This window comes from Hydrogenophaga sp., from assembly GCF_026125785.1.
In the GTDB taxonomy this organism is placed as follows: Bacteria; Pseudomonadota; Gammaproteobacteria; order Burkholderiales; family Burkholderiaceae_C; genus Hydrogenophaga.
Genome location: NZ_JAHCKL010000005.1, coordinates 77,946 through 96,714, shown reverse-complemented (window position 1 = coordinate 96,714; position 18,769 = coordinate 77,946). Strand labels below are relative to the sequence as shown.

General features: G+C 68.5%; 14 protein-coding genes. 9 read left to right on the top strand and 5 right to left on the bottom strand.

What is annotated here, in order from left to right; translation table 11 throughout:
• Position 1 precedes the first annotated feature (1 nt).
• The 5 genes from pnp to tsaD all read right to left on the bottom strand — a co-directional run bounded on the left by pnp (position 2) and on the right by tsaD (position 6,503).
• Positions 2-2,122 (bottom strand): polyribonucleotide nucleotidyltransferase, encoded by a 2,121-nt coding sequence (gene pnp, locus KIT53_RS07365; RefSeq protein ID WP_297749903.1) that lies wholly within the window; start codon positions 2,120-2,122, stop codon positions 2-4.
• A 273-nt stretch (positions 2,123-2,395) separates the two neighbouring features.
• On the bottom strand, positions 2,396-2,662 hold the full coding sequence (rpsO, locus tag KIT53_RS07360; protein WP_297749901.1) for a 30S ribosomal protein S15: 267 nt from the start codon (positions 2,660-2,662) through the stop codon (positions 2,396-2,398).
• A gap of 112 nt (positions 2,663-2,774) precedes the next feature.
• Positions 2,775-3,989, bottom strand: a complete 1,215-nt coding sequence (locus tag KIT53_RS07355) for a pyridoxal phosphate-dependent aminotransferase (protein WP_297749898.1) — start codon at positions 3,987-3,989, stop codon at positions 2,775-2,777.
• A complete protein-coding gene (locus KIT53_RS07350) occupies positions 3,986-5,281 on the bottom strand; it encodes a branched-chain amino acid ABC transporter substrate-binding protein (protein WP_297749895.1) in 1,296 nt (431 codons plus the stop codon). The genes KIT53_RS07355 and KIT53_RS07350 overlap by 4 nt, the downstream gene beginning before the upstream one ends.
• Positions 5,282-5,372: 91 nt before the next feature.
• Positions 5,373-6,503: a tRNA (adenosine(37)-N6)-threonylcarbamoyltransferase complex transferase subunit TsaD gene (gene tsaD / locus KIT53_RS07345; RefSeq protein WP_297749891.1), complete on the bottom strand. Its 1,131-nt coding sequence runs from the start codon at positions 6,501-6,503 to the stop codon at positions 5,373-5,375.
• 70 nt (positions 6,504-6,573) lie between these two features.
• On the opposite strand from tsaD, the gene KIT53_RS07340 reads away from it, so the two are divergent.
• The 9 genes from KIT53_RS07340 (at position 6,574) to cobA (ending at position 18,725) form a co-directional block, all read left to right on the top strand.
• Entirely contained in the window at positions 6,574-7,827 is a 1,254-nt protein-coding gene (locus KIT53_RS07340) for a nitrate regulatory protein (RefSeq protein WP_297749888.1), read from the top strand.
• A gap of 353 nt (positions 7,828-8,180) precedes the next feature.
• Complete coding sequence (locus tag KIT53_RS07335) at positions 8,181-9,488, top strand: CmpA/NrtA family ABC transporter substrate-binding protein (protein WP_297749885.1); 1,308 nt, start codon at positions 8,181-8,183, stop codon at positions 9,486-9,488.
• Between the two features lie 37 nt (positions 9,489-9,525).
• Positions 9,526-10,389 (top strand): nitrate ABC transporter permease, encoded by an 864-nt coding sequence (gene ntrB / locus KIT53_RS07330; RefSeq protein ID WP_297749881.1) that lies wholly within the window; start codon positions 9,526-9,528, stop codon positions 10,387-10,389.
• 59 nt (positions 10,390-10,448) lie between these two features.
• A complete protein-coding gene (locus KIT53_RS07325; RefSeq protein ID WP_297750271.1) occupies positions 10,449-11,261 on the top strand; it encodes an ABC transporter ATP-binding protein in 813 nt (270 codons plus the stop codon).
• Positions 11,262-11,268: 7 nt separating this feature from the next.
• On the top strand, positions 11,269-13,758 hold the full coding sequence (gene nirB / locus KIT53_RS07320; protein WP_297749878.1) for a nitrite reductase large subunit NirB: 2,490 nt from the start codon (positions 11,269-11,271) through the stop codon (positions 13,756-13,758).
• On the top strand, positions 13,755-14,138 hold the full coding sequence (gene nirD / locus KIT53_RS07315) for a nitrite reductase small subunit NirD (protein WP_297749875.1): 384 nt from the start codon (positions 13,755-13,757) through the stop codon (positions 14,136-14,138). The genes nirB and nirD overlap by 4 nt, the downstream gene beginning before the upstream one ends.
• Positions 14,135-16,951 (top strand): nitrate reductase, encoded by a 2,817-nt coding sequence (locus KIT53_RS07310; protein ID WP_297749872.1) that lies wholly within the window; start codon positions 14,135-14,137, stop codon positions 16,949-16,951. Before nirD ends, KIT53_RS07310 begins: the two co-directional genes overlap by 4 nt.
• A gap of 72 nt (positions 16,952-17,023) precedes the next feature.
• On the top strand, positions 17,024-17,956 hold the full coding sequence (gene ybiB / locus KIT53_RS07305) for a DNA-binding protein YbiB (RefSeq protein ID WP_297749870.1): 933 nt from the start codon (positions 17,024-17,026) through the stop codon (positions 17,954-17,956).
• The gene (cobA, locus tag KIT53_RS07300; RefSeq protein ID WP_297750269.1) at positions 17,940-18,725 is read left to right on the top strand and encodes a uroporphyrinogen-III C-methyltransferase; all 786 of its coding nucleotides are present in this window, start codon (positions 17,940-17,942) and stop codon (positions 18,723-18,725) included. The genes ybiB and cobA overlap by 17 nt, the downstream gene beginning before the upstream one ends.
• The last annotated feature ends 44 nt before the right edge of the window (positions 18,726-18,769 follow it).

The window sequence follows — 18,769 nt, the reverse complement described above, 5'->3', positions numbered from 1 at the left end:
CTCAGGCTTGCGGCTGCTGCGACGGCTCGGGGCGCTCGGCCAGGGCCTTCATGGACAGCTTCACGCGACCTTTTTCGTCGGTTTCGAGCACCTTGACGCGCACCACCTGGCCTTCGCTCAGGTAATCGGAGACCTTTTCCACGCGCTCGTGCGCGATCTGGCTGATGTGCAGCAGGCCATCCTTGCCGGGCAGCAGGTTCACCAGGGCGCCGAAGTCCAGGATCTTGGTGACCGGGCCTTCATAGACCTTGCCCACTTCCACTTCGGCGGTGATCTGCTCGATGCGGCGCTTGGCCTCGTCGGCCTTGGCCGAGTCGGTGGATGCGATGGTGATGGTGCCGTCTTCGTCGATGTTGATCTGCGTGCCGGTCTCTTCGGTCAGCGCGCGAATGACCGCGCCACCCTTGCCGATCACGTCACGGATCTTCTCGGGGTTGATCTTCATGGTGAAGAGCTTGGGCGCGAAGTTGGAGACCTCGGTGCGGGCCTCGCCCATCGCGTCCTGCATCTTGCCCAGGATGTGCATGCGCGCTTCCTTGGCCTGCGCCAGAGCGACCTGCATGATTTCCTTGGTGATGCCCTGGATCTTGATGTCCATCTGCAGCGCGGTCACGCCGTTGGTGGTGCCGGCCACCTTGAAGTCCATGTCGCCCAGGTGGTCCTCGTCGCCCAGGATGTCGGTCAGCACCGCGAAGCGGTTGCCTTCCTTGATCAATCCCATGGCGATACCGGCCACATGGGCCTTCATCGGCACGCCGGCGTCCATCAGCGCCAGGCAGCCACCGCAGACGGAGGCCATGGACGAGGAACCGTTGGACTCGGTGATCTCGGACACCACGCGAATGGTGTAGGGGAAGTCTTCCTTGCTCGGCAGCGCGGCCACCAGGGCACGCTTGGCCAGGCGGCCATGACCGATCTCGCGGCGCTTGGGACTGCCCACGCGGCCGGTTTCACCGGTGGCGAAGGGCGGCATGTTGTAGTGGAGCATGAAGCGGTCGTCGTACTCGCCGGCCAGCGCGTCGATCTTCTGCGCGTCGCGGTCGGTGCCCAGCGTGGCCACCACCAACGCCTGCGTTTCGCCGCGGGTGAACAGGGCAGAGCCGTGGGTGCGCGGCAGCACGCTGTTGCGGATCTCGATGGGGCGCACGGTGCGGGTGTCGCGGCCGTCGATGCGAGGTTCGCCGGCCAGGATCTGGCCGCGCACGATGGCGGCCTCGATGTTGAACAGCAGGCCTTCCACCGCCACGCCGTCGAACGCCACGCCTTCGGCCTTCAGGCCGTCCATCACGGCGGCATAGGCCTCGCGGCAGGCCTGGGTGCGGGCCTGCTTGTTGCGGATCTGGTAGGCGGCTTCGAGCTTGGCCTTGCCCAGGGCTTCGACCTTGGCGATCAGCGGCTCGTCCTTGGCCGGCGGCTGCCAGTCCCACTCGGGCTTGCCGGCTTCACGCACGAGGTCGTTGATGGCGGCGATGGCGATGGCACCCTGTTCGTGGCCGAACACCACGGCACCCAGCATGACGTCTTCGGACAACTGCTCGGCTTCGGACTCCACCATCAGCACGGCCGATTGCGTGCCGGCGACGACGAGGTCCATCTGGCTGTTCTTGCGGTCGGTCTGGCCCGGGTTGAGCACGTACTGGCCGTTGATGTAGCCCACGCGCGCGGCGCCGATGGGGCCGTTGAACGGGATGCCCGAGACCGACAGCGCGGCCGAGGTAGCGATCAAGGCGGCGATGTCGGCGTCCACTTCGGGGTTGAGCGACACGGTGTGGATGACCACCTGCACTTCGTTGAAGAAGCCGTCCGGGAACAGCGGGCGGATCGGGCGGTCGATCAGGCGGCTGGTGAGGGTCTCGTACTCGCTGGGGCGGCCTTCGCGCTTGAAGAAGCTGCCGGGGATCTTGCCGGCGGCGTAGGTCTTCTCGAGGTAATCGACGGTCAGGGGGAAGAAGTCCTGGCCGGCCTTGGCTTCCTTGCGGGCCACGACGGTGGCCAGCACCACGGTGCCGTCCATGTCGAGCAGCACGGCGCCGCTGGACTGGCGGGCGATCTCGCCGGTTTCCATGGTGACCGTGTGGGAGCCCCACTGGAAGGTCTTGGTGACTTTGTTGAACATGCTCATGGTTTTTCTCCTTTAAGAGCGTCCGCCTCCTGGCGGATTCAGGGGCGTGCAGGTCTCTCTGCACAGAATCCGGAGAAACAACCCAGAACACGATGCCATTCCAGCAGGACTGGGCGTTGGCCGCTTTTCGGCGCACAGCCCGGTTGGAATGACACAGCTTCGCTCTGTGATCGAGGCTCCGGTATCAAAAAAACGAACCCACGGGACCTGCAAGCAAAAAACGCCCGAGCCAGCGAACCAACTCAGGCGTCTTGCATGCCGGTTCCAGGCCGTTTACTTGCGCAGGCCCAGCTTCTGGATCAGGGCAAGGTAGCGGTCGGCGTCCTTGGACTTGAGGTAGTCGAGCAGCTTGCGACGGCGGCTCACCATGCGCAGAAGGCCACGGCGGCCGTGGTGGTCCTTGGCATGGGTCTTGAAATGGGGGGTCAGCTCGTTGATGCGGGCGGTCAGCAGCGCGACCTGCACTTCGGGGCTGCCGGTGTCGTTGGCGGCACGGGCGTTGGCCGCGACGACCTCGGCCTTGACGGATTGGGCGATCATGATGGTTCCTTGGTTGGACAGGCGTCCCGCCGCAGTCAACAGGCCACCGGATGTCTCCGGACCCCGAGCCGCAGCGGGCGTGAAAGCCGGCCTTTCGGACGGCAACCGGGGATTATAGACCAGCCAGCCAGTGGCGCAGCCGGTCCACGCCCTGCGCCAGCCGGTCGCGGTCGCGGCTGGCAAAACACCAGCGCAGCCAGCCCGCCGCCTCGGGGCCGAAGGCGCTGCCCGGGGCCAGGCCCAGGCCGGCCTCGCGCACCAGGCGCTTGGCGGTATCCAGGCAGTCGCCCTGCCCGGCCAGGCGGAAAAAAGCGTACATGCCACCCTGCGGCTCGGCCAGCGTCACGCCGGGCAGTGCCCGCAGCAGCGGCACCAGGGTGTCGCGGCAGGCCTTGAGGTGCGCCACCAGCGCGGGCGTCACTTCGGCGCCGCGCCGCAGCGCCTGCACCGCCGCGCGCTGCACGAACACCGGGGCGCACGAGGTGTTGTATTCGATCAGCTTGCCCACGGCAGGCGTCAGTGCGGGCGGCAGCACCAGCCAGCCCAGGCGCCAGCCGGTCATGAGGAAGCTCTTGGAGAAACTGTGGGCGACGATGAGGCGGTCGTCCGGCTCGGCGACGTCCAGGAAGCTGCTGGCCGCACCGTTGGCCGTGTCGCCAGCGAAGTACAGCCGCTCGTAGACCTCGTCGGCCAGGATCCAGGTGCCGGTGCGCCGGCAGTGCGCCAGGATGGCGCGCTGCTCGGCCGCGCTCAAGGTCCAGCCGGTCGGGTTGTTCGGGGCGTTGACGATCAGCACGCGCGTGGCCGGGGTGACGGCGGCCAGCAACGCGTCCATGTCCAGCGCCCAGGCCCCGGCGCGCGGGCCGTCTTCGAGCACACGCAGTGGCAGCGGGCGGATGCGGGCGCCCAGTATCTGCGGCTGCGCCACCAGGTTGGGCCAGGCCGGCGTGACCACCACCACCTCGTCGCCCGCCTCCACCAGGGTCTGGGACGCCAGCATGAGCCCATTGACCCCGCCCGAGGTGACCGCCAGGCGGCCCTGCCAGTGCGCGGTGCCCCGCCCCGGGTGCAGGCCATCGGTGTAGATGGCCAGGGCCTCGCGCAATTCGGGCAGGCCCAGGTTGTGGGCGTAGAAGGTTTCGCCGGCCTGCAGCGAGGCGATCGCCGCCTCGCGGATGAAGGCCGGCGTGGTCTCGTCGCTCTCGCCGAACCAGAAAGCCAGCACATCGTCGCGGCCGATGCCCTCGTTGGCCACCTCGCGGATGCGCGAGGCCTCCAGGTTGGCGACGGCGGGGCGGATCGGCAGGGGCGAGGAGAAAGATGTCATCCGGGTCTGACCATGTTGCAACGGTGGGGCTGTTCGGCCTGCTGCGCGGTGAGGTTGCGGATCACGCGGAAGCCGTAGCCCGATCCCTCGACGTCGAATTTGACGCCGGGGGAGCCTTGTCTGTCCATCACCGCGACGGCCAGCCGCTGCTGGAACTGGTGGTCGGCCGCGCGCATGCGCGCGGTCTGCCCCGCCAGCGTGACCTCGGCCTTCTCCAGCTGGGCCGCGATGCTGGCCGCGTTGACCTCTGCGGCGCGCTCGATCGCCTGCGCCAGGGCCTCGATCATGAGCTGCATGCGCATGTGCACGTAGTCGTCGGCCGGGTTGGGGTAGCGCTGGCGGAAGGCCTGGTAGAAGGCCTCGGACTCGGGTGTCGGCACGTTGGGGAACCAGTCGGCCACCGCGATCACCTTGCCGATGCCGGCGTCGCCCATGGCGGCAGGCGCGCCCAGCGCGTTGCCGTAGAAGGTGTAGAAGCTGCCCTCGAAGCCCACCTCGCGCGCGGCCTTCACCAGCAGCGTGAGGTCGTTGCCCCAGTTACCGGTGAGCACGGCCTGCGCGCCGCTGGCCTTGATCTTGGAGGCGTAGGGCAGGAAGTCCTTCACGCGCGCCATGGGGTGCAATTCGTCGCCGACGATCTTCACGTCCGGCCGCTGCGCGGCGAGCTGGTTGCGCGCCTCGCGCAGCACCGCCTGGCCAAAGCTGTAGTCCTGTCCGATCAGGTAGACGCTCTTGAGCTGGCGGTCTTCGCGCAGCACGCTCATGAGTGCGCTCATGCGCATGTCGGCGTGGGCGTCGAAGCGGAAATGCCAGAAGCTGCATTTCTCGTTGGTGAGCGCCGGGTCCACCGCCGAATAGTTCAGGAACAGCATCTGGCGCGCGGCATCGCGCTCGTTGTGCTTGCCAATGGCCTCGATCAGCGCGCTGGCCGCCGCCGACGAATTGCCCTGCGTGACGATGGAGATGCCCCGGTCGGTGGCCGCGCGCAGCGCCGACAGCGCCTCCTCGGCCTGGCCCTTGCTGTCGAAGCGCTCGATCAGCAGCGGCCGGTTGCCGCCGGGCAGTTTCACGCCGCCGCGCGCGTTGACACGCTCGGTGGCCCAGACGAGGTTGCGAAACACCGCCTCGCCGGTGTTGGCGATCGGGCCGCTGAGGCCTTCGATCAGGGCGATGCGGATCGGGGCGCCGGTGGCCGGCGCAGGGGTCTGGGCCTGGGCGCCCGTGCCCAGGGCACCGATGCACAGCGCGGCGGCAAGAACGGCGCGACGGCCGCGTAGGGATGTCAATGTCATGAGAGCTGCTCTCCGTGTGTTGGAACTGCTGATCGGCGTGACCCCGGATCGGAGTCGCCTTGGTGACAGCAGCACGGAGTCTAATTCATAATTACAGAAGCTTCCCCGCCCCGGTATCCGAACGGTCCACAGCCATGGACGAACCCGCCGCCAGCTCGGCCAGGGGCCAGCGGGGCTTGACGTCGAAGTGGTACGCCGAGGGAACGTCGGTGAGCAGCCCGGCCTGCACGCGCATGCCGGCCGCCAGCGCGATCATGGCGCCGTTGTCGGTGCACAGGTGCAATTCGGGGTAGTGCACGCGCACGCCGGCGCGCTCGCAGGCGGTACCGAGCTGCGCGCGCAGCCACGCGTTGGCGCCTACGCCACCGGCCACCACCAGGCGCCGCAGGCCGGTCTGTTGCACCGCGGCCATGGATTTCTTCACCAGCACCTCGACGATGGCCGCCTGCACGCTGGCGGCCACATCGGCCTTCTGCTTCTCGCTCAAGGTGTCCGCCAGATGCGAAGTGGCCGGTCCCTCCAGGCGGGCATTCGCCAGGCGCTTGACCTGGGTCAGCACGGCCGTCTTGAGGCCGGCAAAGGAGAAGTCGAGGTCACCGCTGTGCAGCAGCGGCCTGGGAAAGCGGTAGGCCTGCGGGTCGCCCTGCTGCGCCAGGCGCGAGAGCGCGGGCCCGCCAGGGTAGCCCAGGCCCAGCAGCTTGGCCGACTTGTCGAAGGCTTCGCCGGCCGCGTCGTCGATGGTTTCGCCCAGCAGCGCGTAGCGGCCCACGCCGTCCACCCGCATGAGCTGGCTGTGCCCGCCGGAGACCAGCAGCGCCACGAAAGGGAATACCGGCGGATCGGCACTGAGAAAAGGCGACAGCAGGTGGCCTTCCAGGTGGTGCACGCCGATCACCGGTTTGCCCAGCGCGAAGCCCAGCGCGCAGGCCACGCCGGAGCCAACCAGCAGCGCGCCCGCCAGCCCCGGCCCGCGCGTGTGGGCCACCAGATCCACCGCCGGCAGCGACAGGCCGGCCTGGGCCAGCGCCGCATCGGTGAGCGGCAGCACGCGGCGGATGTGGTCGCGGCTGGCCAGTTCGGGCACCACGCCACCGTAGGCCTGGTGCATGTCGATCTGGCTGTGCAAGGCGTGGCCCAGCAGGCGCGGCGTGCCACTGCCGCTGGCGTCGACCAGGGCGACGCCGGTTTCGTCGCAGGACGACTCGATTCCCAGAATGATCATCGGAGAAGTGTACGGGCACGCTTGTTGCTGGGGTTCCCGCGTGACCCGTCTGCCCCCCCTCCCCACGTCCATGAAATCGGGCCTGACCTTTCTTGTCGCGGCCAAGCGCTGCGAGATCGCCGAACTGCGCCAGCTCGCACTGACCAGCGCGCTGGTGAATGTGACCGGCCGCCTGGTCCATGGCCTGCAGCGCGAGCGCGGGCTCTCCAATCTGTACCTGGGCTCCCAGGGCACGCAGTTCGCCGACATGCTGGCGCAGCAGGTGCGGACCTGCCAACAGACCGAGGCCGAACTGCGCGCCTGTTTCGACAGCCTGGACACCGACACCGTCCGCCAGGGCCAGGGCGCGCGCCTGTTCAGCCGCATCGCTTACGTGCTGCAGGGTCTGGACGCACTGGGCGGCCTGCGCGAGCGCATCGCTGCGCTGGCCTGGTCCACCGGCCAGGCGACGGACGCTTACGTGCGCCTGATCGCGGGGCTGCTGGCGGTGGTGTTCGAGGCGGCGGACAGCGCCAGCGACCCGGAGATCTCACGCCTGCTGGTGGCGCTGTTCAATTTCATGCAGGGCAAGGAGTTCGCCGGTCAGGAGCGCGCCCTGGGCTCCGCGCTGTTCGCCTCGGGCCGCGCCGATGCGGCCGGGCAGCAACGCCTGCTGCACCTGATCGATTCGCAGGAGCGTTGCCTGCAGGTGTTCAGCGAGTTCGGCCACCCGCCGGTGGCCGAACTCTGGGCCGCCAGCCAGGCCGGCGCCACCCTGGCCGAACTGGAGCGGCTGCGGCGCGTGCTGTGCACCGCCGCCCATGGCTCGCCGCTCAACGCCCAACTCAGCCAGACCTGGTTCGACTGCTGCAGCCGCCGCATGGACCGCATGAAGGGCGTGGAAGACCGGCTGGCGCTGGACCTGCTGCGCGCCTGCGAGGACAAGATCGCCGCCGCCACCCGGGAGCTGGAGAGCTTCCACGCGCTGGCTCCGAGACCGGGCCGCGACGCGGACGCCCTCTCCTTCTTCAACGCCACAGGCGCACCGGACACCCCCGCGCAGGGCTATGGCCATCAGTTGGAGCGCTCCATCCTGGAGCTGGTGCAGGAACAGGCGCGCCGGCTGCAGACCATGGGCGAAGAACTGGACACGGTGCGCGCCAGCCTCAACGAGCGCAAGGTGATCGAACGCGCCAAGGGCCTGCTGATGGCGCACCGCCAGCTCTCCGAAGAAGCGGCGCACAAGACCATGCGCCAGATGGCCATGAACCAGAACCGCCGCCTGATCGAGGTGGCCGAAGCGGTGCTGGCCATGGCCGACGTGCTGCCACACAGCCCGCCCTGACCGCCGGCATCGCGCACGGATTTCGTGCCACGGTTCCGCGCCGCACCATTTTGAGGCCGGCCGCGCCATCGATGCCTTGCGTGGGCATCGGCCATGGCGGCCGTTTCTGCAGGGAAATCAAGGACTTCCTGTTCTTACAGGGAAAACCCGAACACCTGGCACGTTAACTGCTTTGATGCTGGCAACGAAGAAGGCGGCCAACGGCGGCTGGTTTCTTCCCCGTCTTCCCAGACACGGACAACGGCGTCCATTGCGCTCCCGGCCTTGCGGCCAGGACCGCAATGGGCGCCGTTTTCGTTTTGGGGTTCCGAAGTGCCTCGTCCCTCTCATCGCCGCTTTTCAAGGAGTTGATCATGCAGAACCCGTCGAACGCCACGCCCCTGTCGCGCCGCGCCGTCATCCAGAAAGCCACCGCACTGGGCGGGGCCGCGTTGGCCGGCAGCCTGTTGAGCACCCGCGCCCGCGCGTCGGGCGCACTGGAGACCAAGGCCGCCAAGCTGGGGTTCATTGCGCTGACCGATGCCGCGCCGCTGTTCGTCGCCGACGAGAAGGGTTTCTTCAAGAAGCACGGCATGACCGAGGTGGAAGTGCTCAAGCAATCGTCCTGGGGCACCACGCGCGACAACCTCGTGCTGGGCTCGGGCAAGGGCGGCATCGACGGTGCGCACATCCTCACGCCCATGCCCTACCTCATCAGCACGGGCGCGGTCACCGCCAACAACGTGCCGGTGCCGATCCAGATCCTGGCGCGCCTGAACCTGGGCGGGCAATGCATCTCGGTGGGTGACGAGTACAAGGACCTCAAGGTCGGCCTGGACACCAAGGAGTTCGCCAAGGCACTGCTCGCCAAGCGCGTGAAGACCGGCAAACCGGTGAATGCGGCGATGACCTTCCCCGGTGGCACGCACGACATGTGGATCCGCTACTGGATGGCCGCCGGTGGCGTGGACCCCAACAAAGACATCACCACCATCGTGGTGCCTCCCGCGCAGATGGTCGCCAACATGAAGGTGGGCAGCATGGACACCTTCTGCGTGTGCGAGCCCTGGAACCGCCAGTTGATCAACCAGAAGATCGGCTACACGGCCCTCACCACCAGCGAGCTCTGGATGAACCACCCGGAGAAAGCCTTCGCCATGCGCGCCGACTACGTGAGCGCCAACCCCAATGCCACCAAGGCCCTGCTGAAAGCGGTCATGGAAGCGCAGATGTGGTGCGAAGACCCGGCCAACCGCGCCGAGGTGGCCGAGATCTGCTCTCGCCGACGCTGGATCAACGCGCCGGTGGCCGACGTGATCGACCGCGTCAAGGGCGACTTCGACTACGGCACCGGCCGGGTGGAGATGAACAGCAAGTTCCAGATGCGCTTCTGGAAAGACCATGCCAGCTACCCCTTCCAGAGCCACGACCTGTGGTTCCTCACGGAGAACATCCGCTGGGGCTATCTGCCGGCCAATCTGGACACGAAGGCGCTGATCGCCAAGGTCAACCGCGAGGACCTCTGGCGCGAAGCCGCCAAGGAACTGGGCGTGGCCGCCAAGGACATCCCGACCTCCACCTCGCGCGGCGTGGAGAAGTTCTTCGATGGCAAGGTGTTCGATCCGGCCAACCCGAAGAAGTACCTCGACAGCCTGAGCCTCAAGACCATCAAGAGCGCCTGAGGCGTCTTCCCCGCACGCCCCTTACCGGAGCCGCCCCATGAGCACCACCGACACCGTTGAACCCATCCGCCTGGCCGCGCCCGCCGCACCGGCGGCCTTGCCCGCCTGGCTCAGGTCAGCAGGCCGCGTTTTCATGAACCATGTGCTGCCGCCGCTGCTGGTCATCGGCCTGCTGGTGGTGCTGTGGGAGATGCTGGGCACGCGCCCCGGCGCGGCGCTGCCACCACCCAGCAAGGTGGTGGAAGACACCTGGGAGCTGATCGTGCATCCGTTCTACGACAACGGCGGCAACGACGTCGGCATTGCCTGGCAGTTGCTGGCCAGCCTCAAGCGCGTGGCCTATGGCTACTCGCTGGCTGTGCTGGCCGGTGTGAGCCTGGGTGTTCTGGTGGGCCAGTCCACCTGGGCGCTGCGCGGCCTGGACCCGCTGTTCCAGGTGCTGCGCACCGTGCCGCCCCTGGCCTGGCTGCCGATCTCGCTGGCCGGCTTTCGCGACGGCCATCCGTCGGCCATCTTCGTGATCTTCATCACCTCGATCTGGCCCATCATCATCAACACCTCGATCGGCATCCGCAACATCCCGGAGGACTACCGCAACGTCGCGCGCGTGATCCGGCTCAATGGCATCGAGTACTTCATCAAGATCATGCTGCCGGCGGCCGCGCCCTTCATCTTCTCCGGGCTGCGGATCGGCGTGGGCCTGTCCTGGCTGGCCATCATCGCGGCGGAGATGCTCATCGGCGGCGTGGGCATCGGCTTCTTCATCTGGGATGCGTGGAACTCCTCTCGCATCAGCGACATCATCCTCGCGCTCGTCTACGTCGGCCTGATCGGCTTCCTGCTGGACCGCATCGTCGCCTGGATTGGGCGCGCCGTCACACGCGGCACATCGGCTGCCTGACCCCACCCAACGGAAGCACGCACATGAGCAACGCATACCTCAGCATCTCCCAGGTCGACATGACCTTCCGCGGCAACGGCGGCGCGGTCAACCCGGTGCTCAAGGGCATCAACCTGGACGTTCGGCGCGGTGAGTTCATCTCGCTCATCGGTCACTCGGGCTGCGGCAAGTCCACCGTGCTCAACATCGTGGCAGGCCTGCTCAAGGCCACGAACGGGGGCGTGATCGTGGACGGCCGCGAAGTCAACGCGCCCGGCCCGGACCGTGCCGTGGTGTTCCAGAACCACTCCCTGCTGCCCTGGCTCACGGTCTACCAGAACGTCGAGATCGCGGTGGACAAGATCTTTCGCGACAGCAAGTCCGCGGCCGAGCGCAAGGCCTGGATCCTGCACAACCTGGACATGGTCAACATGTCGCACGCGCTGAACCGGCTGCCTTCCGAAATTTCCGGCGGCATGAAGCAGCGCGTGGGCATTGCGCGCGCGCTGGCCATGGAACCCAAGGTGCTGCTGCTGGACGAACCCTTCGGCGCGCTGGATGCGCTCACGCGTGCCCACCTGCAGGACGAGGTGATCCGCATCCAGGGCGAACTGGGCAACACGGTGATGATGATCACCCACGACGTGGACGAGGCGGTGCTGCTGTCGGACCGCGTGGTGATGATGACCAACGGCCCCGCCGCGACCGTCGGCCAGATCCTGGAGGTGCCCCTGGAGCGCCCGCGCAACCGCATCGCGCTGGCCGAGAACCCGGCCTACAACCACTGCCGGCAGGAGATCCTGACCTTCCTGTACGAGAAACAGCGCAAGGTCGAACCCATCGCCACCGCGCGCCAGGGAGCGGCGGGCGCTGCCGCTGCGATGAAAGCCTGACATGGACATGAGCCAACCGCCGCGTCCGCGGCAGAAACTGGTGATGGTGGGCAACGGCATGGCCGGGGTGCGCGCGCTGGAGGAACTCATCCGGCTGGCGCCGGACCTCTACGAGGTCACGGTGTTCGGCGCCGAGCCGCATCCCAACTACAACCGCATCCTGCTCTCGCCGGTGCTGGCCGGCGAGCAGACGCTGGAGGAGATCGTCCTCAACGACTGGGCCTGGTACCGCGACAACGGCATCACCCTGCATGCGGGCTGCACCGTGCACACCGTGGACCGCGTTCGCCGGGTGGTGCATGGCACCACCACCGCGGGCGACGCGGTGAGCGTGCCCTACGACCGGCTGATCCTGGCCACCGGCTCCCACCCCTTCATCCTGCCCATCCCGGGCAAGGACCTGCAGGGCGTGCTGGCCTACCGCGACATCGCCGACACGCAGGCCATGATCGACGCGGCCACGCAGTACCGCCATGCCGTGGTGATCGGCGGCGGCCTGCTGGGCCTGGAGGCCGCCAATGGCCTGATGAAGCGCGGCATGCAGGTCAGCGTGGTGCACGTGGGCCCATGGCTGATGGAGCGCCAGCTCGACGACGTGGCCGGCCAGTTGCTGCGCCAGTCCCTGGAGGCGCGCGGCATGCGCTTTCTCATGAACGCGCAGACGCAGGAACTGCTGGCCAGCGAAGACGGCCGCGTGCGCGCCGTTCGCTTCAAGGACGGCAGCGAAGTGCCCGCCGATCTGGTGGTGATGGCGGTGGGGATTCGCCCCAACACGGCACTGGCCGAGTCCATGCGCCTGCACGTGAACCGCGGCATCGTGGTCAGCGACACGCTGCAGACCACCACCGACCCACGCATCTACGCGGTGGGCGAATGCGCCGCGCACCGCGGCACCGCGTACGGCCTGGTGGCACCGCTGTTCGAGCAGGGCAAGGTGCTGGCCACGCACCTGGCGGAGTTCGGCATCGGCCGCTACGTGGGTTCACTGACCTCCACCAAGCTCAAGGTCACGGGCATCGACCTGTTCTCCGCCGGCCGCTTCATGGGCGGCGAAGGCACCGAGGAGATCGTGATGAGCGATCCCTCGGGCGGCATCTACAAGAAGCTGGTGATCCAGGACGACAAGCTGGTGGGCGCCTGCCTGTATGGCGACACGGTGGACGGAAGCTGGTACTTCAAGCTGCTGCGCGAAGGTCGCAGCGTGGCCGACATCCGCGACCGACTGATGTTCGGTGAGTCCAACATCGGCGACGTGGGCCACGAAGGACACAGCAAGGCGGCCGCCATGGCCGACACGGACGAGGTGTGCGGCTGCAATGGCGTCACCAAGGGCAGCATCTGCAAGGCCATCAAGGACAAGGGGCTGTTCACACTGGAGGAGGTGCGCAAGCACACCAAGGCCAGCGCCTCCTGCGGCTCCTGCACCGGGCTGGTGGAGCAGATCCTGATGTTCACCGCCGGCGGCGACTACTCGGCCACACCCAAGCTCAAGGCCATGTGCGGCTGCACCGAACACGGCCACCAGGCGGTGCGGGACGCGATCCGGACGCAGAAGTACCTCAGCATCGCCGAGGTGTTCTCGGGCATGGGCTGGCGCACGCCCAATGGCTGCGCGACCTGCCGGCCGGCCGTCAACTACTACCTCATCAGCACCTGGCCCAAGGAAGCCAGGGACGACCCGCAGAGCCGCTTCATCAACGAACGCGCCCACGCCAACATCCAGAAAGACGGCACCTACAGTGTGATTCCGCGCATGTGGGGTGGCGAGACCACGGCGGCCGAGCTGCGCCGCATCGCCGATGTGGTGGACAAGTACCGGATCCCCACGGTCAAGGTCACCGGCGGCCAGCGCATCGACCTGCTGGGCGTGAAGAAGGAGGACCTGCAGGCCGTGTGGAACGACATTGGCATGCCCAGCGGACACGCCTATGCCAAGGCCCTGCGCACGGTAAAGACCTGCGTGGGCAGCGAGTGGTGCCGCATGGGCACGCAGGACAGCACCCAGATGGGCAAGGACCTGGAGCGCGCGATGTGGCGCATGTACGCGCCGCACAAGGTCAAGTTCGCGGTGAGCGGCTGCCCGCGCAACTGCGCCGAAGCCGGCATCAAGGACGTGGGCATCATCGGCGTGGACTCGGGCTGGGAAATGGTCATCGCCGGCAATGGCGGCATCAAGACCGAGGTCGCGCACTTCTTCACCAAGCTCAAGACGGCCGAAGAGGTGCTGGAGTACACCGGCGCCTTCATGCAGCTCTACCGGCTGGAAGGCTGGTACCTGGAGCGCACGGTGCATTACGTCAACCGCGTCGGGCTGGACTACGTCAAGAAGCGCATCCTGGAAGATGCCGAGGGCCGCAAGGCGCTGTGGGCGCAGTTGCAGTTCGCGCTGGACGGCGAGCCCGACCCCTGGTTCGAGCACCAGAAGGCCGCGGTCGATACCCGTCAGTTCATCCCCATCCACGCGGCCTCCGTCGCGACCGAAGGGAGTCCCGCATGAACGGGTGGATTCCCATCGTCCGGGTGGACGAGATTCCGGTGCTGGGCTCGCGCTGCGTGCGGCGGGAGCGTGGCCTGGACGTGGCGGTGTTCCGCAACGACCGTGACGAGGTTTTCGCCCTGCTCGACCGCTGCCCGCACAAGGGCGGCCCGCTGAGCCAGGGCATCGTCTTCGGCACGCAGGTGGCCTGTCCGCTGCACAACTGGACCATAGGACTGGACAGCGGCTGCGCCCGCGAGCCCGACGAGGGTTGCACGCCGCGCTTCGCGGTCAAGGTCGAGGATGGCGTGGTGCATCTGGATGCGGCCGAGCTGGCCACGCACGCCACCGAGCCGACACGCCCCGTGGCGGGCCCGGCGCGCAGAACCGCCACGGCATGACACCCACCACCACCCGCTCGACCTGCCCCTACTGCGGTGTGGGCTGCGGGGTGCTGATCGAGAGCCAGGGCAGTCAGATCACCGGCGTGCGCGGCGACCCCCAGCACCCGGCGAACTTCGGCCGCCTGTGCACCAAGGGGCAGACGCTGCACCTCACGGCATTGCCCGCCGTCGCGCGGCAAACCCGGCTGCTGCAACCGCAGCAACGCCCGCAGCGAGGCGCCGAACCCCAGCCTCTGGCGTGGGACATGGCGCTGGACCTGGCGGCGGACCGCTTCGCCGACGTCATCGACCGCCACGGCCCCGATGCGGTCGGCTTCTATGTCAGCGGCCAGTTGCTGACGGAGGACTACTACGCCTTCAACAAGCTGGCCAAGGGCCTCGTCGGCACCAACAACATCGACACCAATTCGCGCCTGTGCATGAGCAGCGCCGTGGCTGGCTACAAGCTCACCCTGGGCGCGGACGCACCGCCGGCCTGCTACGACGACGTGAACCATGCCAGTTGCCTGTTCATCGTCGGCAGCAACACCGCCTTCGCGCACCCGGTGCTGTTCCGCCGCATCGAGGACGCGAAACAGAAGAACCCGGCCATGAAGGTGATCGTGGCCGACCCGCGCCGCACCGACACCGCCAGCCTGGCCGACCTGTTCCTGCCGCTGCAGCCCGGCACCGACGTGATGCTGTTCCATGGCCTGCTGCACATCATGCTGTGGGAGGGCTGGACCGATGCCGTCTACATCGCGGCGCACACCAGCGGTTTCGACGAACTGCGCGCGCTGGTGCGCGAGTGCACGCCGGCCCAGGTGGCTCAGGTCTGCGGCCTGCCAAAGGAAGACCTGTACACCGCCGCGCGCTGGTTCGCGCAGTCGCCCGCCACGCTCAGCCTGTATTGCCAGGGACTGAACCAGAGCAGCAGCGGCACGGCGAAGAATGCCACGCTGATCAACCTGCACTTGGCCACGGGCCAGATCGGCAAACCCGGCGCCGGACCGTTCAGCCTGACCGGCCAGCCCAACGCCATGGGTGGGCGCGAAGTGGGCGGCCTGGCCAACCTGCTGTCGGCCCACCGCGACATGGCCAACCCGGAGCACCGCGCCGAAGTGGCCGCCCTGTGGGGCGTGCCGTCGGTACCGGCGCATCCCGGCAAAACGGCGGTGGAGATGTTCCAGGCCGCGGCCGACGGCGAGATCCGCGCCCTCTGGATCGCCTGCACCAACCCGGCCCAGTCCCTGCCCGATCAGGCCACGGTGCGCCGCGCGCTGCAGCGTGCCGAGTTCGTGGTGGTGCAGGAGGCCTACGCGGGCGCCGCCACCTGCGATTACGCCGACCTGCTGCTGCCCGCCACCACCTGGGGAGAGAAAGACGGCACCGTCACCAACAGCGAGCGGCGCATCAGCCGCGTGCGCGCGGCGGTGCCCGCGCCCGGCCAGGCGCGGCACGACTGGCGCATCGCGGTGGACTTCGCGCAGCGGCTGGAGGCACGGCTGCGGCCCGGCCTGCCCACGCTGTTTCCCTACCCGGACGCCGAGAGCCTCTGGCTTGAGCACCGCGAGTCCACGCGCGGCCGCGACCTGGACATCACCGGCCTGTCCTACGCCATGCTGCAGCAGCAGGGCCCTCAGCAATGGCCGCTGCGCGCCGGGGACAGCCAGGGCCGGGCGCGCCTGTACGAGGATGGTGTGTTTCCCACACCGGATGGCAGGGCGCGCTTTGCCGCCCTGCCCTATGCGCCGCTGGCCGAACCGCGCGAGGCGCGCTACCCCTTCTCGCTGATCACCGGCCGCCTGCGCGACCAGTGGCATGGCATGACCCGCACGGGCACGCTGGGGCGCCTCTTCGGCCACGTGCCCGAACCCGTGGTGGCACTGCACCCTCAGGACATGGCTCGCCAGGGCATCCGTTCGGGCGATCTGGTGTACGTGACGAGCCGGCGTGGCGCCATCCTGGTGCCGGCGCAGCCCAGCGATGAACTCGGCCCGTCCCAGGCCTTCATCGCCATGCATTGGGGCGGCGAGTACCTGGGCGGCCAGGCCAGCAATGGCGAGGTGCTGGCCGGCGTCAACGCGCTCACCAGCCCCGCTTTTTGCCCGACCTCGCGCCAGCCCGAGCTCAAGCACACGGCGGTGAAGGTGCTCAAGGCCGACCTGCCGTGGACCCTGCTGGGCCTGGCCTGGTTGCCGGACGCACAGGCCCTGGGCGCGCACGCGGCCCTGCGTGCGCTGATGGCCCGCTTTCCGTTCGCGGCCTGTGTCCCGTTTGCCAACGGTGTGCCGCTGGCGCAGGCCGACACCTTGGGCCGCACCGGCGTGCTGTTCCGCGCCGCCGGGCATGTGGCTCCGGCGCCAGAGGTGCTGGAGCAGATCGAGGCCTTGCTGGGGCTGGATACGCGCGATGCCCTGCGCTACGCCGACCAGCAGCGCGGCCAGCGGCGCACCGTCAGGCGGGTTCAAGAAGGCGGTCACACGCGCCTGGAAGGTGTCCTGCTGGCGGGCGATACGCAGGCCGAAGCCTGGATCCGGCCCGTGCTGCAGGAGGAACTGCCGGCCGAGACCTATGGCCGTTCGCTGCTCATGCCCGGGGCCAGGGCGCCGGTGAACGTGGGCCCGCGCGCACGGACGGTCTGCACCTGCTTCCAGGTGACCGACGCGGCCATCGCAGACGAGCTGGCGCGTTGCGAGGGCGACGCCAGCCAGCGCCTGGCGGCCCTGCAGAACCGGCTTCAGTGCGGCACGCAATGTGGCTCCTGCGTGCCCGAGCTGCGCCGGCTGGTGCAGGCCCACCCGGCGCGCACGGCGTCTCTGGCGGCCTGAAGCAGCCGGCCAGAGGCCATGTCTGCATATAACGACAAGTCATCAAACTTGCCGGACAATCCGCCGCACACCATGGGCATCAGCCAATACATCAAGGAAATCGGCCGCGGCAAGGACGGCGCGCGTGCGCTCGACCGAGCGCAGGCCGCCGACCTGCTGGGCCAGGTACTGGACGGCACGGTAAGCGACCTGGAGGTTGGCGGCTTCTGCCTGGCCATGCGCATCAAGGGCGAGACCCCCGAAGAGATGGCCGGCTTCCTGGACGCCACACACGCACGTTTGCAGCGCCTGCCGGACGCAGGCCACCCCACCGTGGTGCTGCCCAGCTACAACGGCGCGCGCAAGCTGCCGGTGCTCACGCCGCTGCTGGCCTTGCTGCTGGCGCGCCGGGGCGCGGCGGTGCTGCTGCACGGCACGCCCACCGAAGACCGGCGCGTGACCTCCGCCGACGTGCTGGCTGCGCTGGACGTGGCGCCACGGGAACCCGGGCGGGCGCCCGCCCCCGGTGAACTGGCCTTCGTACCGACCGAGCGGCTGCTGCCAAGCCTCAAGCGCCTGCTCGACGTGCGCCGCGCGGTGGGCCTGCGCAATCCCGCGCACAGCCTGGTCAAGCTCATGAATCCCTGCCGGGGTGCGGCCTTCATCGTCGGCAGCTACACCCACCCCGAATACGCCGGCGCCATGGCCGCCACCTGGACGCTGACCGGCGCGCACGCCCTGCTGCTGCGCGGCACCGAGGGCGAGCCCGTGGCCGATGCACGCCGCACACCGCGCATGGAAGTGTTCCGCGACGGCCTGCGCACAGAAGTGCAGGCCGCACAGGACGGGCCGCTGGCGCAACTGCCCTCGCTGCCTGCGGTGGACGCGGCTGCAACGGCTGCTTACATCCGTGCCGTGCTTGCCGGCGAACAACCAGTACCCACCCCCATCGCCTCGCAGGTGGAACACATCTTGCGAGAGCTGTCCCACCATGAACCCGCAGCCCGCCATGCCCACGCCCTCTGAATTCCTGCCCGGTACCGTGGCCCTGGTCGGGGCCGGCCCGGGAGACCCGGAACTGCTCACGCTCAAGGCGGTCAAGGCCATCGCCTCGGCCACGGTGCTGCTGGTCGACGACCTGGTGAGCGATGGCGTGCTGGCCCATGCGCGTCCTGGCGCGCGCATCGTGCACGTGGGCAAGCGCGGTGGCTGCAAGAGCACGCCGCAGGCCTTCATCGAGAAGCTCATGGTCATGGCCGCGCGCGAAGGCGAGATGGTGGTTCGCCTCAAGGGCGGCGACCCGTTCATCTTCGGGCGCGGCGGCGAAGAGGTGGAACACCTGCGCGCCGCTGGCATCGAGGTGCAGGTGGTCAACGGCATCACCGCCGGCCTGGCCGGGCTCACGACCCTGGGCGTGCCGCTGACGCACCGCGAGCATGCGCACGGCGTGGTCTTCGTCACCGGCCATGCCAAGCCCGGGGACAGCGGCACCGACTGGCAGGCCCTGGCGCGCACCGCGCACCAGGCACGGCTCACGCTGGTGATCTACATGGGCGTCTCCAGCGCCGCGCAGATCCAGCGGGACCTGCTTACAGGCCTGCCGGCGCACACGCCCCTGGCCATCGTGCAGAACGCCACGTTGCCGTCGCAGCGCCACGCGGTGTCCACGCTCGGCGAGTTGCGCGCCACGCTGGACCATGAAGGCCTGGGCAGCCCGGCGGTCATCGTGGTGGGCGACGTGGTCGGTGGCCTGGCCGCGCTGCAGGCACCCGACGCGCTGGCGCGCACGGCCTGAGCCACACGCCCCGCCGCCACCGCTACACTGCCCACAGGAAACGC